This window comes from Actinopolyspora sabaoui (assembly GCF_051225635.1).
In the GTDB taxonomy this organism is placed as follows: Bacteria; Actinomycetota; Actinomycetes; order Mycobacteriales; family Pseudonocardiaceae; genus Actinopolyspora.
The window spans coordinates 24,876-49,705 of sequence record NZ_JBMIHH010000011.1 but is presented as its reverse complement, the minus strand read 5'-3'; the positions used below and the strand labels follow the sequence as shown (position 1 = coordinate 49,705).

Below are 24,830 nucleotides of genomic sequence, written 5' to 3'. Positions count from 1 at the left end.
CACGTCGAAAGCCACGTCACCAACGCGACCACCCGACCGGAAAACTCCAATGAGCGAGTTCGTCCGGCCAGGGCTGGACGGACGGCGTGCCCGAATCAGCCGGTACGGTCCTCCAGCCGGGAAATCAGTTCGGACAGTCGCCGGGCGGAGGCCTCCCAGGTGAATCCGGCCGCGTGCGCACGCGCCGCCGCGACCACGGAACCGCGTGGTTCGACGTTCTCGGTGCGACGCACCGCCGTGGCGAATTCCGCGGGCGAGTCGGGGGCGAAAAACCACGCGTTACCACCACTGACCTCGCGGAAGATGGGAATGTCGCTGCACACTACCGGGGTTTCGGCGTTCATCGCCTCGATGACCGGCAGTCCGAATCCCTCGTCCCGCGAGGCGGTGACCAACGCGGCGGCACGGCGCAACAGCAGTCGGTACGCGGTCTCCTCGATGCCGTCGTGGAAAACCACCTCGGCATTCGAGGGGACGAGCCGGCGCAGCTCGCGTTCCCGCTCGGGTGGTATCCGACTGAGCAGGTGAAGTCGATAACCGGGCAAGCGGGCCATTCCCGCGAGGAGGGTCTCCACGTTCTTGTAGGGCATGAACGAGCCCATGTAGAGCAGTTCCCGGCGGGGGTCGCCCACGACCGGCTCGGGCCTGTCCGACGCGGCTCCCTCGAAATCCGCGGTGAACGGCTCGGTGGCTCCGGTCGCCGTGTCCGGACGCTCGAGCGGTACGGGTGCGTTCCCCGGCGCATTGGGCACCACCGTCACCGACCGAGCGGTCAGGCGGTGTCGGGCGATCAACCGCTTGGTCGTCTCACTGACGGTGACCACCGCGTCGGCCCGATTCAACAGCAGCCGCTGCGGCCACCACGCGTGGTGGAACAGCCACCACACCCACCGGACCGCCCAGGGCAGGAAACCGGGCGGGCGGGGATCGCGGTAGTAGATCAGGTCGTGCAGTGTGAGCACGAGAACGTAGCGGCGCCGGAATCCACCGATCACCTGGAGCGGGCTGAACACCACTTCGGCCTCCAGCTGCCGCAGGGTGCGTGAGACCAGGAGTTCTCGGGGCGAGAACGGGCTGTTGATCAGCCGGTAGGGCACGCCCTCCGGGAGCAGCCGCAGCTGGCGCCTGTCGTGAATCAGCATGGTAACCGGGCGGAGGCGATGCAGCGCTTCGATGATCCCGGCCCCGTAACGGCTGATGCCGTCCGGGAAGTCGGTTCGTGTCCAGCGGGCGTCGACGAACACCCGCTTCGGCGCGGCGTCGGCCTCCCCGTCGGTGGGGTACTCGGCCGCGGGATCCGGGGGCGGGGTCATAGGGCGTCGAGGAAGCGTCGGATCGAACGGGCCGCGTGCCGGGGAGCTTCGTAGTGCACCAGATGCCCCACCTCCTCGATGACCTCCAGCCCGGCGTCCACGAGCGAGTCACGCATCCGTCGCTGCCCGGCGAGCGGTGCTATCTCGTCGGTCTCTCCCGCTATCAGCAAGGTGGGGCCGGCCAGTTCGGCGGCGTGGTCCGCCACGGTGTGGGAGACCGAGGAACGATACGTCTCGGCGAGCAGCGCGGGGCTGTGGAACCGGCTGAAATGCCGCAGGTGGCTGTCGTGCACGAAGCGCCGCACCCTCGGATCCCGGCTGCGCAGCATCGCGTGACTCGCCCCCAGCACGATCCATCTGTTCGAGAGCAGTGCTCTGCCCAACCGCGCGGGCAACAGCTCGCCGGCTCGGTAGTAGAGCGAGGTCAACCGGGCGAGCAGCGCCGCGGGACCGTGCGAAACGGGGGTGGATATGGGATTGACCAGCACCAGCCCGCGCACCAGCTCCGGTGATCCCGCCGCCACGGCGGCGGCCACCACCGACCCGAAGGAGTGCCCGAGCAGATCGACCCGTTCCCCGCCGTGATCGAGTTGTCGCAGCAACTCGACCACGGCTCGGGCGTATCCGGCGGCGTCGTGCCGTCGCGTCCTCATCGGTCCCGACTCACCGAAGCCCGGCAGGTCGGGGATGAGGAGTTCCCGCTCCGGAAGTGCCGCCGCCAACGGTTCCAGCCCGTGATGGGTGCCGCGCAAACCGTGCAGCAGCAGCAGAGGAGGACGCGGGCGCTCCGGCCACCCGCCGAACGGATCACCGACCTCGGAAATCCCGTTCTCCTGGGGTTCGGACGCGCTCGGGACGTATCGCCAGTAGTGCAGCGTGCTGCCGCAGACGTCCAGCCGCTCGCGGCTTCTGCGGCCGTGCGGGGAGCTGGCCAGGAGCTGTTCGTGATCGGCTGCTGACATCGGCGGCTCGGAGTCCCTTCGGGTGGTCCCTCGTGGCTCGGGCGGGCCGCCCGGGCGCACCGCTCACCTTTCGCGGTGACGGCGCCCGTAGCGGACCGCTCGACAGTGGAGTGGCTGCTCAGCCGGCCAGCTCGGCGTGGAGTTCGGCGGGGTCGTCGGTGTGCACCGGGTCGATCAGGTGGTGGTAGACCGACTCGAATCTGGCGAGCACGGCTTCGATGTCGTGGGCCTCGGCGATGATGTGCTGGCTGAACGCCCCCATACTGTCGATGGTGGTGCGCTCGGTGACGACCTCGTCGATGGCCTTCGCCAGGGCGTGCACGTCGCGCGGCGGGTAGAGCCAGCCGTTGCGCCCGGGCCGCACCAGGTGCGGCAGTGCCATCGCGTTCGCCAGCACCACGGCGGTTCGGGCGGACATCGCCTCCATCGTCGCCAGGCTCTGCAGTTCGGCGATGCTGGGCATGCAGAACACGTCGGCGCGCGCGTAGGCGGCGAGTAGCTCCTCCTCGTCGACCAACCCGGCGAAGCACACCCGGTCGGCGATGCCGAGCTCCGCCGCCAGCTGTTCGAGCGACTCACGCCTGCTGCCGTCACCGATGATCTCCAAGCGGGTGAGGGCGTCGGTGTGCAGCAGGGACATGGCCCGCAGCAGATCGTCGACGTGTTTCTCCTCGTCGAGCCTGCCGACGAACAGCACGGTGCGCACCGCCGGGTCGGGATGCTGTTCCCGGTACTCGGCCGCGGCACTGCGATAGCGGTCGATGTCGATGCCACACGAGATCGGTAGCGCCCGCTTGGCGAAGCCGTGCTCCCGCAACAGCCGTACCGCGCGAGGGGTCGGTGCTGTCACGGTGGCCGCCTTGCTGTAGTGCCTGACCAGGTTGCGCCACAGCACGGCGGCGGCCGTGGACTGCAGGAAGCGGGGTATCGGCAGATAACCGAAGATGTTCTCCGGCATGAAGTGGTTGGTCGCCACCAGTGGGATCCGCATGCGGCGGGCGACGTTGATCAGGCCACGGCCGATGAAGAAGTGCGACTGGACGTGCACCACGTCCGGTCGGATCTCGTGCAGTAGGCGTTTGGCCTCGGCGGAGGCCCGCCAGGGCGGACAGACCCGGGTCGTCGGGTGTGCCGGCGTGCCGTAGGAACCGACCCGGTGGACGGTGACGCCGTCCTCGGCCGCGGTGTACGAACGACGGTCCGGGGCGTGGCAGATCACGTGGACCTCGTGGCCACGTGCGGCCAGTCCCGTGGCCAGGCGGTGGGCGAAACTGGCGGCACCGTTGACATCGGGCGGATACATGACTGCTCCGAGCACGATCCGCAGCGGCCGCCCACTGGGTTGCGAAGTCACTGCTACTCCCGTTACGAACTATCGACCGAGGTTACCCGTCGGTCACTGCCGTCGGGGGCCACGGTATGTGCGCCGCTGCCGCGGTTGTCCGGGTGGTAGCGCGCCAACGCGAAGACACCGGCGCAGGCCACGGCGGCGCACACCCCCTCGGCAACGGCGGTCCAGGGGCCGACGGCGTCGGCCTCCCCCAACAAACCGATTCCCAGTCCGACCGCGACCAGCGGATCTATCACCGTGAGACAGGCGACAACCAGGTCCGGCGGACCACTGGCGTAGGCGTGCTGCAACAGCCACCCACCTATCAGCACCGAGACCCCCATGCCGAGCAGCAACCACAACTCGATCTCGGCGAGCTGCCCCGAGGTGACCTGTTGGGAAACCGCCCGCAGCAGTAGCGAGACCAGGCCGTAGGCGACGGCGCAGCCGGACGCGTAGGCGATGCAACGCATCGATCCGCTGGTCAACAGCCCGATCAGGCCGATCGTGAGCACGGCCACTGTCACCAGTTCGATCGCCGTCCCCGCTGCCTGGGGGCTCACGGATGTGGGGGTGGCGCTGCGTACCGCGAGGAAGACGAACGCGGACACGCCGGCTGTTATGGCCAGCGCGGCGAGCATCGAGGAGCGCGGCAGCCTGCCCGGACCGAGCCCCGAGTCGCGGGATTTCAGCAGCACGGTCAGCGGCAGCGCCAGCACCCCGAGCGGCTGCACCACGGTCAGCGGCGCCAACCCCAGTGAGAGGGCGTGCAGCACCGTTCCGCCGCCCAGACAGATCAGTCCCAACAGCCAACGGCTGTTGCCCACCAGTCGCAGCTGACTGCGAACCCCCAGTTTGCGATCGGAGATCGTGGCATGTACCGCACCGTGTTGCAGATGGGCACCGAAAGCGTTGCCGAGAGCCGCCACCGCCGCTAGTAACACCGCGATCATGGTCATCTCGGATCACGTCCGCTCATGAGACCGCCGTCCATCGCACCAATGTCGCAGTCTCGTTTCGAGTGCCCGGAATCGTTTCGGGTAACGGATGTGCCTCGAACCTGCCATGTGGCTCCTCCGGAACTGTATCGAGACCAATCTCGCCCACCGGGGCCTCACCGGCATCGGGGTTCACCCCTGACTCTCCCGCATGTGCCCCCGACACGGTCGGGCGGATACCACCACCGCCCCGTGCGCTCCCCGCCACGGGGAACAGCACACCGTCCGGCGCGAACGCATCACCGCGGGGCCGACCGCGGCGCGACTCGGACATCCCCCGCGCACGACTGTAGAACACGTCAGGAGGACAGCCGGGCCACTCCGGTGCATCGGTGGTACTCGCCTCCGCGAACCGGCTCGGACCGCACACCAGCACCTCGACGGCCGGAACGTGAGCGTTCCAGCCCCTCGGCGAGATCGACTTTTGCCGTTGCGCGGTGAGTGACCCCACACGAACGGGGAACCAGGGGATACTCGGTGCTGTCACCCGACGACGAGCCGTGAGGTGTGTCGGGACGGAACTCCCACCCGCCACGAGGAACCAGAAAGGGTTTCGTAGCAGGTCACGCAAAGCGGAAATACAGCATGATCTCGCCCAATCCGGGAATACGGAAGCAACCCCGCCGCGACCGACACGTCTTATGGGACAACAAGAACCGAGCAACGACGATCCCACCGCGACTTGGTGGGAACGGGAGGTGACCTTAATGGTCCCGCACCGATCGGACAAACTCGGTACTCGCGTGCTGGCCGTATCGACCACTCTTCTCGCGGGCGCGCTGCTCGGGGGATGCGGACAGCAACCGGCGAGTACGAACGGAGCGGCGGACTCGGCGGGCAACGCACTGGAGCAGCAGTCGAGATCGGATACCACGAGACCGACGAACGAGGCGACGGGTTCCGGGGGCGAGAGCTCGGGGAACTCGGCGGCTCCGGCGGATCACCGGAAAGTGGGAACGTCGACCCATACGGGAACGGGAAGCGAGAACGCGGATACAGCGCGAGCCGAGGACACGACCACGAAACGGAGTTCCGGGGTCTCGCGCTGCCACACTTCGATGATGGCGGCCTCGTTGGAGGGCGGTCATCCGGGAGCGGGGCAGCGTTACGCGGAGCTGACGCTGCGCAACACCACCGGAAGGACCTGCGTCGTCTACGGCTATCCCGGCCTGGAGTTCACCGGCTCCAACGGTACGGCGCTGTCCACCGACGTGGAGTGGGCGGCGGATCCGGGACCGTCGAACGTGCGGCTCGCACCCGGCGAGACCACCTCGACGACGCTGCACTGGGGAGTCGTTTCCACCGGCAGCGGCTCCGGTGGCGAGGATTGCGAACCACTGCCCTCGGCGCTGCGGGTGACACCTCCCGACGAGACCGAGATGTTCCACCTGCGGTGGGACTACGGCCGCGTCTGCGGTAACGGGCACGTCAGCGCCACGGCGTTTCACTGAGTGGAGTTGGTGACGGCCGAAACGTGTGCTGGGGTTGATCGCATGATCGAGTCGAAGCGGTGGACACTTTCGGGCAACGAGAGCCGGTTGGCCGTGTACAGCTGGGTGGGCAACAAACCGGGTTGGATAGCGCTGTTCTCGCACGCCTATGCCGAGCACGCCGGACGTTACCGACGGCTGGCCGAGAAGTTGGCCGCTTCGCGGGCCGTGGTGTGTGCCGCCGACATGGCCGGACACGGCGAGTCGGAGGGCGAGGCCGGAGTGGTGGAGGACGTCGAACGCCTCGTGGCCGATCTGGAGACGCTCCGGCTCCGGGCGACCGAGTGGTACCCGGGGCTGCCCGTGGTGTCCATCGGGCACGGGCTCGGGGGCACGGTGGCGGTGCGGCACGCCCAGTCGTACCAGCAGCACTTGGTGGCGCTGGTGCTGTCGGCCCCGATCCTGGGCACCTACAACGCGCTGGACCTGCTGGCGGACGAGCACATCCCACGCACCCCGATCGATCCGGCGAGCCTGTCGCGGGATCCGGAGGTCGGCCGGGAGTACCTCGCGGACCCGCTGGTCTATCACGGCCCGTTTCCGCGGCACACGTTGACAGCCGTGGCGAAGATTTTGCGCACGATTCAAAGCGGCCCCGGCCTGGCCGTGCCCACGCTGTGGCTGCACGGTGAGGAGGACGAGCTGGTCCCGGAGGCCGACAGCCGGGAGGGCATGGCACAGTTGCGCGGCCCGGAGTTCCACGAACACGGTTACGCGGGTGCCCGGCACGATCTGTTCCACGAGACCAACACCGAGGAGGTACTACACGATGTAGTGACCTTCATCGGAAGAGAGCTAAATACCTGATTCCACCGCACGGGTGGATCTTCTGCCGAATAGTCACTCGAAAGCGTGAAGGGCAACCTCGAACGGGTTGCGGGTGGGGCCCGGACCAGGCAGCGTGAGTTTTCGGAGCGCATCGCCGCTTTCGAACCACGACTCGGTACCCGACCGCACGATCGAGGCGGAGTCAATGAACGACGTGCCAGCCGCGCAGGATCTGATCGGAAACGAAGTCTACGACCGGGACGGATCGCGTATCGGACGTGTCGGCAACATCTACGTGGACGACGCGACGCACCGGCCGGAATGGATCACGGTGCGTTCCGGGCCGCTGGGAGTACGGGAAAGCTTCGTACCGCTCGGCGACGCCGCCGCCGAGCAGGGTTCGCTCCACGTCGAGGCCTCCCGGGAACAGGTACGTACGGCTCCACGCGTGGAGGCGGAGCACGGCCACCTGTCGGACGAGGACGGCAGACGGCTTCGCGAGCACTACGAACTCACCGGTGCGACCGTTCCGGAACCGCGTGGTTCCTCGGCGCACGACACGGCCACGCTGACACCGGAGCAACGCGAGTCCCACTCCGGCCCCCGCGCTGTACCCGCCGAGGCGATGACCACCTCGGACTTCGGCAGGCACCACCGTCCGGACTCGGAACCGCGACCGGGACATCTGATTCCCCGCCCCGAGGACGGAACGGGTGGCAAACACCGCAAGGCGGACTGAACCGGTTCTTCCGGCCGGTTCGCCGGTGCGAGCTCAACGTATCGGACGATCGACAGCACGGCGGTGGTAAGCGGGACAATGTCGGGCGTGACCACTTATGAGCCCGGCATGGAACTGCTGATCACCGTGGTGGTGGCCGCCGAGGACGAGACGACGGCTCGTGATGCCTGCGCCGGTGTGGTCGAGCTCCTCGACGGACACGTAGTCCGAACGACCGACTGCTCCGATGAGGAGCCGGGCTGCCGTTCGGTGACGATCAGCCGGAAAACAGCCGACCCGAGTACGGGTAACCCAGCGGCTACCCTGGCACGGGCGGTGCGGAACACGCTGCGCACACTCGGCAGTGGATTCACCGGCAGTCGGGTCTCCTGCGAGCCCCCGAGCGCGTGGACGGTCGTGGACGCCCCGGAGCTGGTCGGTGAACTGGTACCCGGGGGTGAACGCGTGCTGCTGGAGGCCTGGCGGATCGATTCAACTGGCCCGAACCCCGGCACCGGCGCACCGGACACCGCCGACCGGTCCCTGCACCAGGGCAATCGACGCGCCGGGTGAGCCCGAACATCGGACCGGCACGACCGCCGAACCGGTACACCGGGAATCGCGAGCGACTTCGCTCGCCCGGCTCGCGCGGACACGCCCGGTGCCCACCTGAGGACGGCCGGGTGCGCACGGAGCGCTAACTTGGTGATCGACATCGGTGTCCGGTCGGGACGACCGAACGGTCGGCAAGAGGTATCCGACAACGACCATCCCGGAGGGGGCTCGAAACAGATGGCAGGTGTGGAAGAGGTTCGCGCGGGGATCGCACTCGCCAACCAGAAGGCCTCGGAAAGCGTGGCCGCGTTACAACAGGCCACCCTCTCGCTGGAGGAGGCACAACAGGCGCTGGCAACGGCGACGCAGGGCAGCGGGCAGGAGGAGATCCAGCACGCCTACGGCATGCTGGCGGAGGCGGCACAGAGCCTCAACGGCATCCAGGGCACCATCAACGCCAGCATCACCTCGGCCGAGAACTACGCGGGACGGCTCTAAGACCGTGTCGGCACTCGAAGAGCTCCAGCAGGCACTGCGGACGGTGTCGGATCATCTCGAACAGGCCCAGCGGCAACTGGTGACCTCGCGTACCGCGCTGCACCAGGCGGAATCGGCGCTGCGATGGTTGGATCCGGACAACCCGGAAACCGTGGTGCCGCAGGGAATGCACCGCGCCGACGATCAGATCGAACGCACCCTGTCCACGGTGGAGCAGGTTGACGAAACCGTTCGTCGGTTCGTCACCGGCTTGTAGCGCACCTCGTGCCGTGGCGTGTCCGCGTGTGTCGAACGACGGTCGCGGACTCGCCGGGTTCGGGAGTCCGGCACCGCTCCTCACACTGAGCGAGCGTTCCGAGTGAACGATAACGCGTGACTCCCCCGTAGCGGGTGTAACCCGACATACCTAAGAGGAACGGATCACACTGCCGAACGAACAGTGTGATCGGTGGTACTTTGCTTACGGTCAGTGATGCGAGTACCGAGGTGGAGTGTGCGTAAACGCAACGAACGGCGCAACGCCATTCGGGCAGCCTTCGATCGACTGAGCGCCACCGCCGCCACGGCTCGCGGAGCGGCTGCCAACGAACTCACGCGTGTCAGGGCGGAAAGCGCGAAACGGGAACACGCACTGCGCATCGCGCGGCACGGGGTTTCGGCCGCCGCACGCGATCCGGGGGAGCTGGAGGGCTCGGAACAGCCCGAGTTCCGCCGGGCGCTGGAGGAAGCGGTCGAGGAACGCACCGAGGTGTTCTCCGAGTGGACCGCGCGTGGCCCGGCACAGCTCGGCGAGCTGGTCGCGGAGGCCGCTCCCGGCACCGCCTCGGCACCGTGGCGGGAATGGCTCGGCAGCCTCGGCACGGCGGATGCCCGGATTCCCGCCCCCACGCTGTGGCGCTTCGGCACCGCCCATTCACCGGACGCCCCGGAAGCAGCCGAGTTCCCGGCCGCCGTGCCGCTGCTCGACGAGTCGCACCTGCGGATCACCTGCCGCTCCGGAACGCTGGAAAGCGCCACGAGGGACACCGCGGAATCCCTGGTGCAGAATCTGCTGCTGCGCATGCTGTCCTACTACGAGCCCGGCCTGGTCCGGGTGCACGTCTGGGACACCGCACGGCTGACGGGCACGCTGCCCGGGCTGTTCCCGCTGACCCGCTCCGGACTGCTCACCGCGCACGATCCGACCAGACTGGACGACCTGCTGGAGGAACTGGCCGAGCAGATCCGCCGGATCCACACCACGGCGCTGCTCGGCGGTCACACCTCGCTGAAATCGCTGGCCGCCGAGACGGGCCATCGCGGTGAGCCCTGGCGGGTGGCGGTGCTCTTCGGGGACGGCGAACCACTCAAGGAGGAGCAGCAACAGCAGCTGCAACGCGTGGCGCGCAACGGGCTCGCCTGCGGGATTCAGCTGATCGTGGTGGATCTGCCGATGACGGTCAACAACGCGCTGGAATCGGTGACGCTGCTCGCCCCGGATCTGGCGCGCAGCAGCATGACCGGGCCGCACCTGGCGATCCGCCCGGACGAGGTACCGCCCCGGGAGCGGGTGAGCAGGGCCTGTTCCGCGATCTCGGAGACGTTCCAGTCCAGACGCGCCCGGGTGCGTACCTTCGATGATCTGCTCCCCGAACAACTGTGGACGCAGGACTCCACGACCGGCCTGTCGGCTCCGGTGGGGTTCTTCGAGGGTGAACCGGTGCGGATCTCACTGGGTGACACCAGCCCGCACACGCTGATCGGTGGGCCGAGCGGTTCGGGGAAGACGAACTTCCTGTACGGCATGCTCGGCAGTCTGGCCGCGCGGTACAGCCCGGACGAGCTGGAGATGTACCTGCTCGACTTCAAGGAAGGCGTGTCGTTCGCGCAGTTCACGCCCGGAAATCGGGATCCGAGTTGGCTGCCGCACGCACGGCTGGTCGGGGTCAACGTCAACACCGACCGCGAGTTCGGCCTGGCGCTGCTGCGTTTCCTCGCCACGGAGATGCGCAGGCGGGCCGACGCCGCCAAGGAGCATGAGGTCACCAAACTGGAGGAACTGCGGCAGCGGGATCCGAAGGGAAGATGGCCACGCATAGTGGCGGTGATCGACGAGTTCCAGTACCTGTTCGCCGAACGCGACGCGGTGTCCAGCCAGGCCGCCACGCTGTTGGAGGACGTCGCGCGCCGTGGGCGCTCCCAGGGAATTCACCTGGTGCTGGCCAGTCAGGACGTTTCCGGGATCGAGGCGTTCTGGGGAAAACCCGCCATTTTCGAGCAGTTCATCCTCCGGGTGGCGCTGCCGAAGGCGCGCCGGGTGCTGGTGGACAACAACACCACCGCACTGGAGCTGCCCCGCTGGCACGCGGTGATCAACCACGAGTCCGGCGTGAAGCACGGCAACGAGGTCGTTCGCGTGCCGGACGCGACCGCTTCGGAAACGTTCGACTCGCTGCAACTGCGACTCTGGGAACGGCACCTCTGGGAGACCGGGAGGCGAAACGCCCTCCCACCCCGGCTGTTCGACGGTTCGCACCTGCCCGGCCTGATCGGCACGTCGGACTACGAGGAGCTGCGGCCGGTGGCGACACGCCGCCCGAGGATGCTGCTGGGGCAGGTGATCGACGTGCGTGGCACGGCCGCGGCGTTGTCGTTCGAACGCTCCCCGGGAAAGAACCTGGCCGTACTGGGTTCGGCCCAGGGGGACGCGACAGCGGTGCTGGGGACGAGCGCGCTGTCCCTCGGGCGGCAGTTCTCCCCGGGAAAGGCGGAGTTCACGATCGCGACGCTGACCGAGGACACGTCCGAGGACGCCTGGGCCGTCGCGAGCACCCTGCGGGAAGCCGGGCACACGGTCACTTTCATCGGTCCCAGCGAGCTCGGTGAGACGCTGCGTGGACTGTCCGAACTGGTCGACGAACGCAGCGGGTCCGGTGGGGCGAGTTCGGAGACCGTGCCGCACTACCTGCTCTGCTACGCGGTGGACGCCGCCCAGTCGATGCTGGAGCGCAAGGACCCGGAGAGCAGGGTCAGTGGGCTGGACCAGCTACGCAAGACGCTCAAGCAGGGCCCGGAGTGCGGGGTGCACACCATCGGCTGGTGGCGCAGCGCCCAACGGCTGCGCAACACGCTGGGCATGGGGCCCACCGACGACGTGGGGGCCTGGGTGGCGTTCGACGTGCAGGGACAGGAGCTCGCGCCGTTGGCGGCCGGGCAGCTGATCACGTGGTCACCCCGGGTGCACCGCGGCCTTTTCTTCGACCGGTCGGTGCATTCGCATCCCGAGGTGATCCTGCCGTTCGACCTCTCCGGAGCGGTGGAGGGAGCCGTCGGGGAGCCGGAGGAGATCACGGCGGAGCCGAACAACCTTCCCAGGCCCCGGGGACCGGAATCGGTTTCGTCCAACATCTTCGGAGAAGAGGCGACCGATGACTGAGGCAGCAGGCGATTCCGGGGCTTTCGACGCTCGGCACGGAACGGACACCGAGCGCTACAAGGAGATCGTCGCCCTGGCCACCGACGCGGTGGAGCGGCTGCACGAGCTCGAACGTGATCGTGTCGAACGGTTGGAGCGGGAACTGGCCGGTGAGCGCGACCTCGTCGAGCAGGCCGAGCAGCAGCAGGAGGAGGTCGAGGAAGGGGTTCGGCTGCGGTGGAACGCCGCCATGGAGGCGCTCTGGGAGGAACGCTGGCTGCGGGTGACGCAGCTGCCCGCGCCGGACACCACGGCCGAACCCGCCGGTGCCGAGGACGCGATCAGGTCCGTGCAGCGGGCATACCTGGACCTCTACGAGGAGCTGGAGCAGGGGCGCTGGTCCGCGCCGAACTGGATCCCCACCGGCTGGATCAGTCGCCGGGAGCGGTAGGGCCCGAGCCGTTTTTCGGGGAGCGGGCGGCACACGTCGCGCTCCCCTGCCTCGCCCGGTTGGCGCGTGTGACTTCTGTTCAGGTGCACTCCGCTGCTGCCAGGGTGATCGCGTCGCGGTCGAACCACACCAGTCGCGAGCGGATGCGGGTACCGAAACGGAAGTTGGGCAACGCCGCTTCCGGACTTCGCAGGCTCATCCGCATGTTTCCTTCGACCGTCACTATCTCGGCTCTTCCCTCGAAGGCCATTCCCCAAGCTGCCACTCGCCCGTCGACCCGCTCGCCGTATTCCTGGACGATCGCGAACACGTGCGGAGCGTGATCCGCGACGATGCCTCGCAGTAGCTCGTCGAATCGTGGCTCGTCACAGAGCGGCGGCACCCCCGACGGGTCGGGAACCAGCGAGTCCAGCCAGTCGGCCTGCTCCTGCCGCTGCGACCTCCCGTCCGCTGTGGCCCGCTGCTGCGCCTGGTTCCGTGATTCGTTCGCTTCGGTTGAGCGGTGGTTCATGATCCGACCTTTCGGTATCGCGCTTCGGGACTGACGGAGTTCTGACCGCCGATCAGGCGCACTCGCATCATCGGAGTCAGCTGACTGGGCAACTTCGATTGGATGCGGTTCGTGATCTAGCGTTCACCCTCAGGCGCTGTATCCATGTCGAAAATAATGCCGTGCATTATGCTCAGCATGAAATGCATCAGATGGGTGAAAGTACGAACTGGTCACCGACCCCGAAAGGAGCCAACGTGCGGCCAACGGTTCGCAGTCGCCGACTCGGCAGCCGACTGAAGAGCTACCGGACCTCGAACGGCCTGTCGGGTACCGAGTTGGCTGATCGCGTCGGTATCCACCAGGCCACGTGGTCGAAGATCGAGGCGGGCAAGGCGAAACTGTCGCCACCCGTGCTCGCCGCGACCGCCGAGGCATTGCACATCCCCGAAGAGTTCGTGGCCCAGTTGGACACACTTCGCAGAAAAGCCGAAGAACCAGGCTGGTGGCAGGACTACGGAGACATTCTCTCCGAAGCCGTACAACTACTCATCGAACTGGAAGCCGACGCATCCTGGATAAGGACCTACGAAGGCGACCTCGTGCCGGGTCTGCTGCAGACCCGCGAATATGCCGAACGAGTGATCACAGCGGTGTCGCCACACATCCGGGTAGCCGACATCGATCGTTACCTGGAGCTAAGGATGCGACGCCAACAACGTCTTTCCGATGGGGTGCGTCTTACGGCTGTCGTCGGGGAAGCCGCGATTCGCCAACGTATCGGCGGCCGAGCAGTCATGCGGGAGCAGCTCCGCCACCTCGAAAAAATGGTCGAAACCCACGATGTCACCATCCAGATCGTTCCATTCACCGCAGACGCACACGCTGCCCTCGGCGAATCGTTCGCGATCATTCAGTGGCCCGAGGAGACCACTCCCGAGGCCGTTTATGCTGATGGCGTGACTTCCTGGACCGTACACGAACGCGACGGCGTGATACGTAGCTATGTCCACGCCCTGTCCTCGGTGCAGAGTCAGGCTCTTTCACCTCGCGAATCACTGGATCTCGTCCACAGCGTATTCGAGGAGCTGTCTTGAACAATGCCCCACGGACCGGCTTACCGAGTCGGCAATGGCGAAAAAGCAGCTACAGCACCGGAACCGGCAACTGCGTGGAAACCGCGTCCTCGCCCGAGGGCTTCCGGCTGGTACGAGACACCAAGGACAGGGAGCGTGGCCCACTCGCGCTGGATACCGGAAGCTGGCGGGCTTTCATCGACACCGTGAGAACCGGGCGCTTGGACCGCTGATCCCGAGCGGAGACCACTATCTCCGCTGATGACGCCTCGAGTAGCCGGTCACCGATAACTTACGTTGCACAGGGGCACACCTTCATCCCCGATGAGACTCATCGCAGGATCGTTGGCGGTTACCACGGCTGGGCTCATCGATCCCGAGGACGCGATCAGGTCCGTGCAGCGGGCATACCTGGACCTCTACGAGGAGCTGGAGCAGGGGCGCTGGTCCGCGCCGAACTGGATCCCCACCGGTTGGATCAGTCGCAGGGAGCGCGAGGACTGATCCACCTCGCGAATCCGGGAACGCGCTCGCGTTCCCGGGGCCACGGCTCCTCTTCCGGAGGCGGTCTCGCCGCACGGCCGACCGCGGATACCGCCTCCGAACCCACAGCTGCCGAGTACGCGATCGGATCGGTAACGACTTTTCCGGGAGGCCGCCGTGTCGGATGCCCCAAAACACTCCGTCAGCGTGGCCGGCGTTGTGATCGACGACAACGAACGGGTCCTGTTGATTCAACGTCGCGACAATGGTCAATGGGAAGCCCCGGGCGGCGTGTTGGAACTCGACGAAACCTTCGAGGACGGAGTGAGACGAGAGATCCTCGAAGAAACCGGCGTGTCGGTCGCGGTCGAACGCCTCAGCGGAACCTACAAGAATCTGTCCCGCGGAATCATCGCTCTCGTATTCCGTTGCCGCCCACTGTCGGGAAAACCACGCGCCACCGAGGAGAGCGCCGATGCCGGGTGGTTCGAACTCTCCGAGGCCTTGGGACGGATGAACGAGGTTTACGCGGTACGCGTCTCGGACGCCTTCGCCACGAACCCCGCGGTTCGCAGCCACGACGGCGTAACCGTGACCCGCTCGTTGATGACCTGACCGACTCGGCACGGAGTCGATCTTCGGGTTTCACCACGTGCCGAGCCGGACCACCACCTCGGCCACCCCGCACCCGACCGACCGGTCGGTACTATCGGGTCGCGCCCGCTTGCCACATGGCGCCACTTCGGCAACGCGGGTAAAATTACGGTACTAGACAGTTCCGCATATGGAGGCTCTCGTGACTGACTCATCCGTCCCCACCACGGGCGTGGAGATCCGGCTGGCGTCCCGCCCGCAGGGGTGGCCCACCCACGACAACTTCGAGGTCGCGGAAGCGCCCGTCCCCCAGCCGGAGTCGGGACAGCTTCTGGTGCGCAACAAGGTGATGAGCGTCGACCCCTACATGCGGGGCCGAATGAGCGCGGCCAAGTCCTACGTGGCCCCCTTCGAGGTCGGCGAGCCGCTGGACGGCGCCGCCGTGGGCGAGGTCGTCGCCAGTTCCTCGGAGAAGTTCGAGGTCGGCCAGCTCGTGCTGCACGCCCTCGGCTGGCGGGAGTACGCCCTGGTGAACGAGTCGCAGGCGACCGCGGTCTCCGACGAGGCCCCGCCGAACGCCTACCTCGGCGTGCTCGGCATGCCCGGCATGACCGCCTACGTCGGTCTGATGGACAAGGCCGAGTTCCACGAGGGCGACACCGTGTTCGTCTCCGGCGCGGCGGGTGCCGTGGGCTCGCTGGTGGGCCAGCTCGCGAAGCTGGGCGGCGCCAAGCGCGTGATCGGCAGCGCCGGTTCGGCCGAGAAGGTCCGCCACCTCACCGAGAACCTGGGCTTCGACGCGGCGTTCAACTACAAGGACGGGCCGGTGGCCGAGCAACTGCGCCAGGCCGCTCCCGACGGAATCGACGTCTACTTCGACAACGTGGGCGGCGACCACCTGGAGGCCGCCATCGGCGCGATGAACGACTTCGGCCGGATCGCGGCCTGCGGCGCGATCTCGCAGTACAACGCCACCGAGGCGCAACCCGGCCCGCGCAACATGTTCCAGTTCGTGACCAAACGGCTGAGCATGCGTGGCTTCATCGTCAACGACAACGGTCACCGCAAGCGGGAGTTCTTCGAGCACGTGGCCCCGCTCGTCCGCGACGGCAAGCTGCACTACGACGAGACCACGGTGGACGGGCTGCGCAACGCCCCCGAGGCTTTCCTCGGGGTGCTTCGCGGGGACAACACCGGAAAGATGATCGTCAACATCTGATCGAATTCCGGTCGGGTCGCCGGGACGCTCGCTCGGCGGGACCTTTCGCCCGCTCTCACTCGGGGCCGGACCGGTGGAACGGAACTGACGGGATCATGACCGACTCACCGACCAACACTCCCCCGCGCGCCACCTCGTTGCACGCGGCCAGACGCGACGCGGAGCTCGCGGAGCTGGCCGCGGGGGTACGTCCGGACGTGTTGGTGGTGGGCGGCGGGGTCACCGGTACCGCCGCCGCCCTCGACGCGGCTCGCCGAGGACTGTCGGTCGCGCTGGTCGAGGCCGAGGACCTGGCGAACCACTGTCCCCGGTGGTCCGACATCCTGCCGGGCGGTCGTCCCCACGACGGCCGCCCGGTGGAACTCGCCCGGGCGCGCCGTGACGCCGTGGAGCGCGAGGTGCTGCTGCGCACCACGGCGCCACACCTGGTGCGCACGTTACCCCTGCTCGTACCGCTGGACAGCGGAGCTCCGCCCGGCACCGAACTGAGGCTGCGGACCCGATCGAACAGTGCGAACGCCATGCGAATGGCGGCGGGGACCCCGGCGATGGCACTTCCCGCGCCGCGCCGGATACCGGCCCCCGAAGCACGGGCCCTGATCCCCGGGCTGGCCGTGCCGGGGCTGCGGGGCGGCCTGTTGAGTTTCGAGGCTCAGCTGCCGGACGAGGCGAGGCTGGTGGTGGCACTGGCGCGCACCGCAGCCGGACTCGGCGCACGCGTACTCACCAGGGTCCGCGCGACCCGACTGCACCGCGACGGGGCGGAGGTGCTGGACCGGCTGGGGGATTCCACGATCCGACTGAAGGCCCGCGCGGTGATCGACGCGACCGGCCCGCGCTCGACCGAACCGGCCGACCACCCACCACTGAGCATCTTTCGCACGCCCGGGATCGTGCTCGATGCCGCGACCGTGGGCCTCACCGCGACCGGACTGACCGCACCGACGGCCGATGACTCCGGGGAAACCGTGCGGTGCGTCCCACAACCGGGGGGCCGACTGCTGGTCACGGCGGGCAGCGCCGAACTCGACGGCACTTCCCCGGAGCTACCGGAGCCGAGTGACTCCGAGACGAGCGGGCTGCTCACGGCAGCGGCCGGGCTGCTCGGCCCGGCGGCGCGTGCGGCGCATCCGCTGGACAGCCAGGTGGTATCGCACGCCGTTCCCCGCCGAACCGGCGACCGAACGGGCGCCACGCGAGGGTCGCGGTCGGACTCCCGCAGGCGGGAGCACCACGTACACACCTCACCCGAGGGAGTCGTCAGCGTGCTGCGGGGTGATCTCGCACCGTACCGCACCGCCGCTGTCGAAGCCGTGGACAGGGCGGTACGGGACTGCGGGCTGCGTGCCGGGAGCAGTCGCACGGGGACGACACCACTGGTGGGGGCCACGAAGCGGGGCAAACTCGCCGAACTGGATGTGGCGCAGCGACTGATCGCCCGCTACGGCATCGAGGCGGAACGCGTGTCGGCGATGACCGAGCTCGACCCGGCGTTGGGAGAACCGGTCGTCCCCGAGCTCCCGACCAGCGCCGCCGAGGTGGTCTGGGCGGTGCGGCACGAGGGCGCGATGAACGCCGAGGACGTGCTCGACCGCAGAATGCCGCCCGGCCTGACTCCCGAGGTCCGCGGCAGGGCGCTGCCCCGGGTGACCGACCTGGTGACCCGGGCACTGCGCGGGGTCTACCACTGAGCGCACCCGCCGCCCGGCCCGACGATTTCGCGGGAAATTGACGGAGACCGGGGCGGTGCACCTCACCCGCGCGGCGATTTCGCGAGAAATTGACGCCGAGGTGCACTGGACGGCCTCACGAAACATCGTTCGAAGGAGTAAGCCAGCTCGCGAGGCCTGTATCGCCGGGGTCGCTGTTGGCATCCTCGTAGCAGGAGGAAACTCCCGTGAGCCTTGGACCCCGCCTGCGCGCGGGCTCTTCGTGCGTCCGGAGCGTTTTCGAACCCCGGACTCCCACACGCGTCGTGGAGCCATCCCCTCGCTTCACCGGGCCGGACTTCTCCGGCCGGTAACGCAGCGACGCGAAATCACCCAACCACCGCGCTTCCACCGATAGAGTGACAATCCGAATCGAACTCGCGTGTGGTGCTCAGCCACGTTCGGACGACACCGGGCGGGCATCCCGGCACGACACGCGTGACTGACGGCGGAACACCGTCGTCGACGACAACCGAAGGAGAATTCCGTGCCCGAAGGCGCGCTGGAGATCGACCGGATCTCCAAACGCTACGGGGACGTCGTGGCGCTCGACGAAATGTCACTCACCGTGCGGAGCGGGGAGATGCTGGGGTTCGTCGGCAGCAACGGCGCCGGGAAAACCACCACGATGCGGATCGCCCTGGGCGTGCTCGCGGCGGACTCGGGGCAGGTGCGCTACGACGACGCGCCCGTCGACCGGACGACGCGCAGCAGGATCGGCTACATGCCGGAGGAACGCGGTCTCTACCCGAAGATGAAGGTGCTGGAACAGCTGCGGTATCTGGGCGAGCTGCACGGCATGGAACGAGCGGAGGCCAACCGCGCCGCGAACTGGTGGACCGAGCGGCTGGAGCTGTCCGAACGCCGCGATGACCAGCTGCAGAAACTCAGTCTGGGGAACCAGCAGCGGGTGCAGCTGGCTGCCGCGCTGATACACGACCCGGCCGTCCTGATCCTCGACGAACCCTTCTCCGGCCTGGACCCCGTGGCTGTCGAGGTGATGAGCACCGTGCTGCGTGAGATGCGCGACCGCGGTGTGCCGGTGGTGTTCTCCAGTCACCAGCTCGAACTGGTGCAACGACTGTGCGACCGGGTGGGCATCGTGCGCCGTGGCCGAATGATCGCCGACGGCACCGTCGAGGAACTACGGTCCAACGGTCCCGTGCGGTTGAACGTGCACGCGCCGGAAGCACCAGCCGACTGGGCCGAAGACCTGCCCGGCGTGAAGCTCGAGAGCCAGCAGAACGGACACACCACCCTGCGGCTCGACGACACGGTCGACGACCAACAGGTGCTGCGTGCCGCGCTGGAAACCGGCCCGGTGCACGAGTTCAGCAGAACCCGCCCCAGCCTGACCGAACTGTTCCGCGACGCCGTAACCGAGGAGCCCGACGAGTGAAACGGACACTGCACACCGTATGGCTGGTCGCCCGACGCGAACTGCTTACCAGAGTGCGCACTCGGGCGTTCGTACTCGGAACGCTGTTCATGGCGCTACTGGTGCTGGCGTTCCCGGTGGTGATGTTCTTCGCGGGCGCTTCGAACGCACCCGAGGACGACCTGAACGCCTCGGACAGCACGACTCGACTGGGGATCACACCGTCCGCCAACGGCCTCGCCGAACCACTGGAACGAAAGGCGGGAGTGGAGCGACCCGCCATCAGCATCCGGAAGGTGGCCGACCCCGAGACGGGCAAGAAGCTGGTGCACGAGGGCGAACTCGACGGCGTGGTGGCTGGAACCCCCACCGCGCCGAAGCTGTTCGTCGAACGGCACGTCTTTCCGCACCTGGAAAGAGCACTCACCACGATCACCTACAACAACCAGCTCGACGCCGAGATGTCGGAGGCGGGCCTGGATCCCGAGGCGGTGCGCGACCGGGCCGGTCGGGGCGAAGTGGCGATCGTGTCGATGGGGGAATCGCAGGAGGCGGCGGACGGACCGATGGCCGGGCTCTCCGACGGGGAGAAGGCACAGCGACTGATCATCGCGATGATCTCCACCTTCCTGCTGTACATGTTCCTGATCATGACCGGGCAGATGATCGCGCAGGGAGTCGTGGAGGAGAAGTCCAGCAGGGTCGTGGAGGTGCTGCTGTCCACCATCCGCAGCACCGAGCTGATGGGCGGAAAGATCGTCGGGATCGGGCTCACCGGGTTGATCCAGTTCGCGGTGATCGGGGTGCTCGGATTCGCCGCGGCCACCGCCACAGCCGTGCTGACCCTGCCCGCGTTCACCGTGGTGGGGCTACTCGGCTGGGCGGTGCTGTGGTTCCTGCTCGGTTTCACGCTCTACGCGACGATGCTCGCGGCGGCCTCCTCGCTGGTCTCACGCCAGGAGGATCTGCAGAGCGTGATAACCCCGGTGATCATGCTGCTGATCGTGCCGTTCTTCGTCGGGGTGTCGGTACTGCCGACCAACCCCGACGGCACCACCGGGACGGTGCTGTCGATGATCCCGGGCTTCTCGCCGATGCTGATGCCAATGCGGCTCGCGCTCGGCGGGATACCGCTGTGGCAGGGGGCGTTGTCGGTGGTGCTCTCACTGGCGGCGACCGCGGCCGTGCTGTGGCTGGGTGGCCGGATCTACTCGAACGCGGTGCTGCGCACCGGAGCCAGGGTTCGACTCAAGGAGGCGCTGCGGGCTTCCTGACGAGCTCCTGAGGGCTTGTTCACGGCCACGAACGAGCGAACGGGCCGCTCGACCATCCGAGCGGCCCGTTTCGTGGTGCACCGGAGCGCAACAGGATTCCGAGAAGGATTCAGCGCTCGTTCATCGGCACGTAGGCACGCTGCGCCTGGCCGGTGTAGACCTGACGCGGCCTGCTGATCTTGCGGGCGGGGTCGTCCAGCATCTCGCGCCAGTGGGCGATCCAGCCCGGCAGCCGCCCGAGGGCGAACAGCACGGTGAAGAACTTGGTGGGAAAGCCCATGGCCTTGTAGATCAAGCCGGTGTAGAAGTCCACGTTCGGGTAGAGGTTGCGTTCGATGAAGTAGTCGTCGGAGAGCGCACGCTCCTCCAGCTTGAGCGCGATGTCCAACAGCGGGTCGTTGGAGCCGAGCTTTTCCAGTACCTCGTCCGCGGTCTTCTTGATGATCCGGGCACGCGGATCGTAGTTCTTGTAGACGCGGTGCCCGAAGCCCATGAGCTTGACGCCGGGCTCCTTGTTCTTTACCCGGGACACGAAGGAGTCGACGTCTCCACCGTCGGCCCGGATGCCCTCCAGCATGTCCAGCACCGCGCTGTTCGCGCCGCCGTGCAGCGGTCCGAACAGAGCGTTGATACCGGCCGAGATGCTGGCGAACAGATTCGCCTCGGAGGAACCGACCATCCGAACGGTCGAGGTGGAGCAGTTCTGCTCGTGATCCGCGTGCAGGATGAACAGCAGGTCCAGCGCACGGGCCATGGTCGGATCGACCTCGTACGGTTCCGCGGGGAAGCCGAACGTCATCCGCAGGAAGTTCTCCACCAGCCCGAGCGAGTTGTCGGGATAGAGGAACGGCTGACCGGCGGACTTCTTGTACGCGTAGGCCGCGATCGTCGGCAGCTTGGCGAGCAACCGGTGGGTGGACAGCTCGACCTGCTGCCGGTCGAATGGATTCAGGCTGTCCTGGTAGAAGGTGGACAGCGCCGAGACCGCCGAGGACAGCACCGGCATCGGGTGCGCGTCCCTGGGGAAACCGTCGAAGAACTTGCGCAGGTCCTCGTGCAGCAGCGTGTGCCTGCGAACCCGGTCGGCGAAGTCCTCGTACTGCTCCGCGGTGGGCAGCTCGCCGTAGATCAGCAGATAGCTGACCTCGACGAAGTTCGACTTGTCCGCGAGCTCCTCGATGGGATATCCCCGGTAGCGCAGAATCCCGGCATCGCCGTCGATGTAGGTGATGTCGGATTCACAGGCCGCGGTGTTGACGAAGCCCGGGTCGAGCGTCACCAAACCGGTTTTGGCCATCAACTTGTCCAAATTGACACCGGGCGCGCCTTCGGTGGGAGCGGTCACGCCCATTTCGTGCTCGCCGGCGTCGTAGCGCAGCGCGACGGTGCGTTTGGCGGTCGCGTCGTCGGGCATTCTCCGAACCTCTCGCGCTCAGTCTGGGGGGTACTGCCGCCGACCAGCGGTACGTCCGACACCCGAAGCGCCGGGGTCACCCGTTCCCGATCGAGCGCACACGCCGGCCGGGATCACTCCGAACCGCCGCAGCACCACCCCGTTGGGGTCCTGTCAGTAGTCACGCTAGACCGCGAAAGGCCTCTCACGCAGCAACGGTGTCTGCTGAAACGGGAAGGTGGGACCACGATCACACTCGTTGTTCATCCCACCGAAGCGCCCACGTCACACCGCGAGTTGTCGGCGTCACAGCCACCGGTTCTCGAGGAGAAGCAGGTGGGGGAGACCGAGGCCGCGGCGGAGGGGCCCGGAAACGCGCGCCAGGAGCTCGGCCGTGGCTCGACAAGCGAACCCTTGAAAAGTGACCGACATCACTTGCCGATCTCGGGACTCCGGGACTCACTCGAACGAGCGAACGGACACTCTTTCGAATTAGCCGACCGCTTCTGCGCACCACAGCAAGGACGCGGAACCAGCAGGCAACACCACCCCGAGGGAACCACCTGTGAAAACAGCTCGCGAGCCGTCACAGTAGCAACACGAAGTGTGATCAACACCGGAACTCACGCTGCGAATAATTTTCACGAAAGTGTTTCATGACTACCCGGTGTGCTGGGCAAGCACGAAGAGTATTGATCACTTTGCACTTCCGTGTGACAGACAAACCCCGGAAACGCCACTAATTTCTTCATCGCGGCCGCAACATGAAAAACAATCGCCAAATTGAGCAAAGGAAAGCAACGTGGTCATTATCCAGTCGCTGATCGACCTCCTCGTGAACATCGACGTGCTCTGAAACGAGGATTCCCGTAGACGATCGGCACACCAGAAGTGGCTGTGCTGGTTCCACAGGTGAGGGAGGGGTGCCCCGGCTCCCAAGGGGCGCCCCTCCTTTCACGTCTGGGTGGACGAAACTTTCCGGTCCGTTTTCGAGATGGTTGCGTGGCGGAACCTCTCGCACGGCTCTCGCTCCGGTAGGCCCGTCAATTTCCCGCGAAATCGCCGCGCCGCACGTGGGACCGAGGGTCAGAGATCGGAGGCGTAGGGCGGTTCGGCCCCCTGCCGGGAGACGGTGACCCCCGCCGCCGCTGCCGCGAAGGACAACGCGGCACGCCAGTCCTGCTCGGAAAGACCGCGCACCGTCTCGGCCGACAACGCGCCCGCACGCCGCAACCAGTGCAGCAGGGCGGCCTGAATCGTGTCTCCTGCCCCGATCGTGTCCACCACCGACGTCTCGGCGGCGGCCACTTCGACGAGCCCGCCGTCCGCGGTCAACACCGCGATTCCGTCAGCGCCTCTGGTCAGCACCACCGCTGCCGGACCACGACCGAGCCACTCCCGTAACACCTCGAACAGCCCGGGCGATTCGGCCGCCGAGTCCGACCCGGTCAGCCATGCGGCGTCCTCGACCGAGAGTTTCAACAGGTCCACCGAGGGCAGCCAGCTCAAAAAGCGTCGCCGGTAGGCATCCGGGTCCTCGATCAGGTCCGCCCGGATGTTCGGGTCGAGCGCTATGAACCGTCCCCGTTCGGATTCCCGGAACAGCACCCGCTCGTGCACCGAGGCTCCCGGTTCCAGAACCATCGCCAGCGTCCCGAAGGAGAGAGCCTCCACTTCCGAGGGCAGCTCCCCGGGATCCGCGACGAGCGGCGCGGCGGTGCCCTCGGTGTGGAAGCCGTACCGAGCGGAGCCCCGTTCGTCCAACTCCACCACGGCGAGCGTGGTCGGCTCCGTTCCCACCTGCACCTCGGTGGTGTCGGCACCGGCTTCGTGCAGTCGTTTCAGCAGTTCGGTACCGAATTGGTCACGGGAGAGCCGGGTGAACATCCCCACCGGAGTCGCCAGCCTGCCCAACGCGATGGCGACGTTGTAGGGACCACCGCCGAGTCGGGGATGCAACGGTGCGAGCTCGCCCCGGCGTGCCTCACCGGGAACCAGATCGACCAGGGCCTCACCGCAGATCAGGATCAACTTTCCTCCGTACCGTGTTCTTCCGTGCTCCGCACCGGATCGGTCTCCGAGGCGGACAGTCCTCCCACCAGGAAATCCGAGAGCGCGTCGAAAGCGGCCGCGTCGGAAAGCCCCGTCCGCTCGGATATCTCACCGCGTTGGATGGCCGAGAGGGTGAGTCCGACCATCTCGGCCACCAGTGCGGAGTCGACCTCACGGAACACGCCCGTCCGCACCCCTTCGTGCACGTCCTGCCGGATCCGGTCGGCGGCCGCCCTCGCGTTGGACTCGTAGCTGGCTCGGGTCGCCGGATTGCTCGCCATGTCCGCGATGAATCGTCTGCTCGCGGGGGCCAGCTCGGCCGCTGCCGCCTTGAGGTACGTGCGCATCCGGGAACGCGGATCGGTGCACTCGGCGACTCGTAGCTCGATGTTGGCGGTGGCTCGTTTGAAGAAGTGGCCCACCACGCGCACGGCGAGCTGTTCCTTGCTGTGCGCCAGCGTGTAGAGGGTGGACTTGGAGCAGTGCATGCGCCCGGCCAGCTCGTCCAACGTGAAGTGCGCGAAGCCCTCGGCCAGGAACAGCTCGCACAGCCGGTCCAGCAGTTCCGCCCGACGGGCCCGCACAGCCGGGGTTCGGGCGGTGTCACGCGGCTCGTGAGCGGCTTCCGCCGGACGGGAATGAGTCATCGTTCGAGGCTGCCACAGGCGGGGGTATGAACCGTCCC

Annotated in this window: 24 protein-coding genes; 16 read left to right on the top strand and 8 right to left on the bottom strand. The window is 67.2% G+C overall.

The features are described from left to right. Positions 1-95 precede the first annotated feature (95 nt). The 4 genes from ACOQFL_RS19260 to ACOQFL_RS19245 all read right to left on the bottom strand — a co-directional run bounded on the left by ACOQFL_RS19260 (position 96) and on the right by ACOQFL_RS19245 (position 4,564). The gene (locus tag ACOQFL_RS19260) at positions 96-1,313 is read right to left on the bottom strand and encodes a glycosyltransferase (protein WP_435545592.1); all 1,218 of its coding nucleotides are present in this window, start codon (positions 1,311-1,313) and stop codon (positions 96-98) included. Further along, a complete protein-coding gene (locus ACOQFL_RS19255; protein WP_435545591.1) occupies positions 1,310-2,275 on the bottom strand; it encodes an alpha/beta fold hydrolase in 966 nt (321 codons plus the stop codon). The genes ACOQFL_RS19260 and ACOQFL_RS19255 overlap by 4 nt, the downstream gene beginning before the upstream one ends. Before the next feature lie 118 nt (positions 2,276-2,393). Then, entirely contained in the window at positions 2,394-3,629 is a 1,236-nt protein-coding gene (locus tag ACOQFL_RS19250) for a glycosyltransferase (RefSeq protein ID WP_435545590.1), read from the bottom strand. An 11-nt stretch (positions 3,630-3,640) separates the two neighbouring features. Continuing rightward, on the bottom strand, positions 3,641-4,564 hold the full coding sequence (locus tag ACOQFL_RS19245) for a DMT family protein (RefSeq protein WP_435545589.1): 924 nt from the start codon (positions 4,562-4,564) through the stop codon (positions 3,641-3,643). 746 nt (positions 4,565-5,310) lie between these two features. Between ACOQFL_RS19245 and ACOQFL_RS19240 the strand changes: the two genes are divergently transcribed. The 8 genes from ACOQFL_RS19240 to ACOQFL_RS19205 all read left to right on the top strand — a co-directional run bounded on the left by ACOQFL_RS19240 (position 5,311) and on the right by ACOQFL_RS19205 (position 12,477). After that, positions 5,311-6,054 carry a DUF4232 domain-containing protein gene (locus tag ACOQFL_RS19240; RefSeq protein WP_435545588.1) on the top strand — a complete coding sequence of 248 codons (744 nt, stop codon included), beginning with the start codon at positions 5,311-5,313 and terminating at the stop codon, positions 6,052-6,054. Positions 6,055-6,096: 42 nt separating this feature from the next. Next, a complete protein-coding gene (locus ACOQFL_RS19235) occupies positions 6,097-6,900 on the top strand; it encodes an alpha/beta fold hydrolase (RefSeq protein WP_435545587.1) in 804 nt (267 codons plus the stop codon). 166 nt (positions 6,901-7,066) lie between these two features. Continuing rightward, positions 7,067-7,600 carry a PRC-barrel domain-containing protein gene (locus tag ACOQFL_RS19230; protein WP_435545586.1) on the top strand — a complete coding sequence of 178 codons (534 nt, stop codon included), beginning with the start codon at positions 7,067-7,069 and terminating at the stop codon, positions 7,598-7,600. Between the two features lie 87 nt (positions 7,601-7,687). Continuing rightward, positions 7,688-8,152: a hypothetical protein gene (locus ACOQFL_RS19225; protein ID WP_435545585.1), complete on the top strand. Its 465-nt coding sequence runs from the start codon at positions 7,688-7,690 to the stop codon at positions 8,150-8,152. Positions 8,153-8,371: 219 nt separating this feature from the next. Then, a complete protein-coding gene (locus ACOQFL_RS19220; RefSeq protein WP_043575913.1) occupies positions 8,372-8,632 on the top strand; it encodes a hypothetical protein in 261 nt (86 codons plus the stop codon). A gap of 4 nt (positions 8,633-8,636) precedes the next feature. Continuing rightward, a complete protein-coding gene (locus tag ACOQFL_RS19215) occupies positions 8,637-8,888 on the top strand; it encodes a hypothetical protein (protein WP_435545584.1) in 252 nt (83 codons plus the stop codon). Between the two features lie 237 nt (positions 8,889-9,125). After that, complete coding sequence (locus tag ACOQFL_RS19210) at positions 9,126-12,047, top strand: FtsK/SpoIIIE domain-containing protein (RefSeq protein ID WP_435545583.1); 2,922 nt, start codon at positions 9,126-9,128, stop codon at positions 12,045-12,047. Continuing rightward, a complete protein-coding gene (locus tag ACOQFL_RS19205) occupies positions 12,040-12,477 on the top strand; it encodes a hypothetical protein (RefSeq protein ID WP_435545582.1) in 438 nt (145 codons plus the stop codon). The genes ACOQFL_RS19210 and ACOQFL_RS19205 overlap by 8 nt, the downstream gene beginning before the upstream one ends. Positions 12,478-12,556: 79 nt before the next feature. Here ACOQFL_RS19205 and ACOQFL_RS19200 read toward each other — a convergent pair whose 3' ends face one another. Next, on the bottom strand, positions 12,557-12,988 hold the full coding sequence (locus ACOQFL_RS19200) for a hypothetical protein (protein WP_435545581.1): 432 nt from the start codon (positions 12,986-12,988) through the stop codon (positions 12,557-12,559). Between the two features lie 236 nt (positions 12,989-13,224). Between ACOQFL_RS19200 and ACOQFL_RS19195 the strand changes: the two genes are divergently transcribed. From ACOQFL_RS19195 to ACOQFL_RS19160, 8 genes are all read left to right on the top strand, one after another. Next, entirely contained in the window at positions 13,225-14,064 is an 840-nt protein-coding gene (locus ACOQFL_RS19195) for a helix-turn-helix domain-containing protein (RefSeq protein ID WP_435545580.1), read from the top strand. After that, the gene (locus tag ACOQFL_RS19190; protein ID WP_435545579.1) at positions 14,061-14,276 is read left to right on the top strand and encodes a DUF397 domain-containing protein; all 216 of its coding nucleotides are present in this window, start codon (positions 14,061-14,063) and stop codon (positions 14,274-14,276) included. The genes ACOQFL_RS19195 and ACOQFL_RS19190 overlap by 4 nt, the downstream gene beginning before the upstream one ends. Positions 14,277-14,367: 91 nt before the next feature. After that, entirely contained in the window at positions 14,368-14,547 is a 180-nt protein-coding gene (locus tag ACOQFL_RS19185) for a hypothetical protein (RefSeq protein ID WP_435545578.1), read from the top strand. 186 nt (positions 14,548-14,733) lie between these two features. Continuing rightward, positions 14,734-15,141 (top strand): NUDIX hydrolase, encoded by a 408-nt coding sequence (locus ACOQFL_RS19180; RefSeq protein ID WP_435545577.1) that lies wholly within the window; start codon positions 14,734-14,736, stop codon positions 15,139-15,141. 169 nt (positions 15,142-15,310) lie between these two features. Then, positions 15,311-16,339, top strand: coding sequence for an NADP-dependent oxidoreductase (locus ACOQFL_RS19175; protein WP_435545576.1), 1,029 nt, complete (start codon positions 15,311-15,313; stop codon positions 16,337-16,339). Between the two features lie 95 nt (positions 16,340-16,434). After that, a complete protein-coding gene (locus ACOQFL_RS19170; RefSeq protein WP_435545575.1) occupies positions 16,435-18,030 on the top strand; it encodes an FAD-dependent oxidoreductase in 1,596 nt (531 codons plus the stop codon). A 505-nt stretch (positions 18,031-18,535) separates the two neighbouring features. Beyond that, on the top strand, positions 18,536-19,447 hold the full coding sequence (locus ACOQFL_RS19165; protein ID WP_435545574.1) for an ABC transporter ATP-binding protein: 912 nt from the start codon (positions 18,536-18,538) through the stop codon (positions 19,445-19,447). Further along, entirely contained in the window at positions 19,444-20,700 is a 1,257-nt protein-coding gene (locus tag ACOQFL_RS19160; protein WP_435545573.1) for an ABC transporter permease, read from the top strand. The genes ACOQFL_RS19165 and ACOQFL_RS19160 overlap by 4 nt, the downstream gene beginning before the upstream one ends. Positions 20,701-20,809: 109 nt before the next feature. Here ACOQFL_RS19160 and ACOQFL_RS19155 read toward each other — a convergent pair whose 3' ends face one another. The 3 genes from ACOQFL_RS19155 to ACOQFL_RS19145 all read right to left on the bottom strand — a co-directional run bounded on the left by ACOQFL_RS19155 (position 20,810) and on the right by ACOQFL_RS19145 (position 24,792). Further along, on the bottom strand, positions 20,810-22,114 hold the full coding sequence (locus ACOQFL_RS19155; protein ID WP_092628874.1) for a citrate synthase: 1,305 nt from the start codon (positions 22,112-22,114) through the stop codon (positions 20,810-20,812). 1,065 nt (positions 22,115-23,179) lie between these two features. Next, positions 23,180-24,124, bottom strand: a complete 945-nt coding sequence (locus ACOQFL_RS19150) for a carbohydrate kinase family protein (RefSeq protein ID WP_435545572.1) — start codon at positions 24,122-24,124, stop codon at positions 23,180-23,182. After that, positions 24,121-24,792: a TetR/AcrR family transcriptional regulator gene (locus tag ACOQFL_RS19145; RefSeq protein WP_435545571.1), complete on the bottom strand. Its 672-nt coding sequence runs from the start codon at positions 24,790-24,792 to the stop codon at positions 24,121-24,123. The genes ACOQFL_RS19150 and ACOQFL_RS19145 overlap by 4 nt, the downstream gene beginning before the upstream one ends. Positions 24,793-24,830: the final 38 nt, after the last annotated feature.

Excerpts from the sequence above, each read along its gene's own strand:
- ACOQFL_RS19260 (WP_435545592.1), bottom strand. The coding sequence starts at position 1,313 with ATGACCCCGCCCCCGGATCCCGCGGCCGAGTACCCCACCGACGGGGAG.
- ACOQFL_RS19255 (WP_435545591.1), bottom strand. The coding sequence starts at position 2,275 with ATGTCAGCAGCCGATCACGAACAGCTCCTGGCCAGCTCCCCGCACGGC.
- ACOQFL_RS19245 (WP_435545589.1), bottom strand. The coding sequence starts at position 4,564 with ATGACCATGATCGCGGTGTTACTAGCGGCGGTGGCGGCTCTCGGCAAC.
- ACOQFL_RS19240 (WP_435545588.1), top strand. The coding sequence starts at position 5,311 with ATGGTCCCGCACCGATCGGACAAACTCGGTACTCGCGTGCTGGCCGTA.
- ACOQFL_RS19235 (WP_435545587.1), top strand. The coding sequence starts at position 6,097 with ATGATCGAGTCGAAGCGGTGGACACTTTCGGGCAACGAGAGCCGGTTG.
- ACOQFL_RS19230 (WP_435545586.1), top strand. The coding sequence starts at position 7,067 with ATGAACGACGTGCCAGCCGCGCAGGATCTGATCGGAAACGAAGTCTAC.
- ACOQFL_RS19220 (WP_043575913.1), top strand. The coding sequence starts at position 8,372 with ATGGCAGGTGTGGAAGAGGTTCGCGCGGGGATCGCACTCGCCAACCAG.
- ACOQFL_RS19205 (WP_435545582.1), top strand. The coding sequence starts at position 12,040 with ATGACTGAGGCAGCAGGCGATTCCGGGGCTTTCGACGCTCGGCACGGA.
- ACOQFL_RS19200 (WP_435545581.1), bottom strand. The coding sequence starts at position 12,988 with ATGAACCACCGCTCAACCGAAGCGAACGAATCACGGAACCAGGCGCAG.
- ACOQFL_RS19185 (WP_435545578.1), top strand. The coding sequence starts at position 14,368 with ATGAGACTCATCGCAGGATCGTTGGCGGTTACCACGGCTGGGCTCATC.
- ACOQFL_RS19175 (WP_435545576.1), top strand. The coding sequence starts at position 15,311 with ATGGAGGCTCTCGTGACTGACTCATCCGTCCCCACCACGGGCGTGGAG.
- ACOQFL_RS19170 (WP_435545575.1), top strand. The coding sequence starts at position 16,435 with ATGACCGACTCACCGACCAACACTCCCCCGCGCGCCACCTCGTTGCAC.
- ACOQFL_RS19155 (WP_092628874.1), bottom strand. The coding sequence starts at position 22,114 with ATGCCCGACGACGCGACCGCCAAACGCACCGTCGCGCTGCGCTACGAC.
- ACOQFL_RS19145 (WP_435545571.1), bottom strand. The coding sequence starts at position 24,792 with ATGACTCATTCCCGTCCGGCGGAAGCCGCTCACGAGCCGCGTGACACC.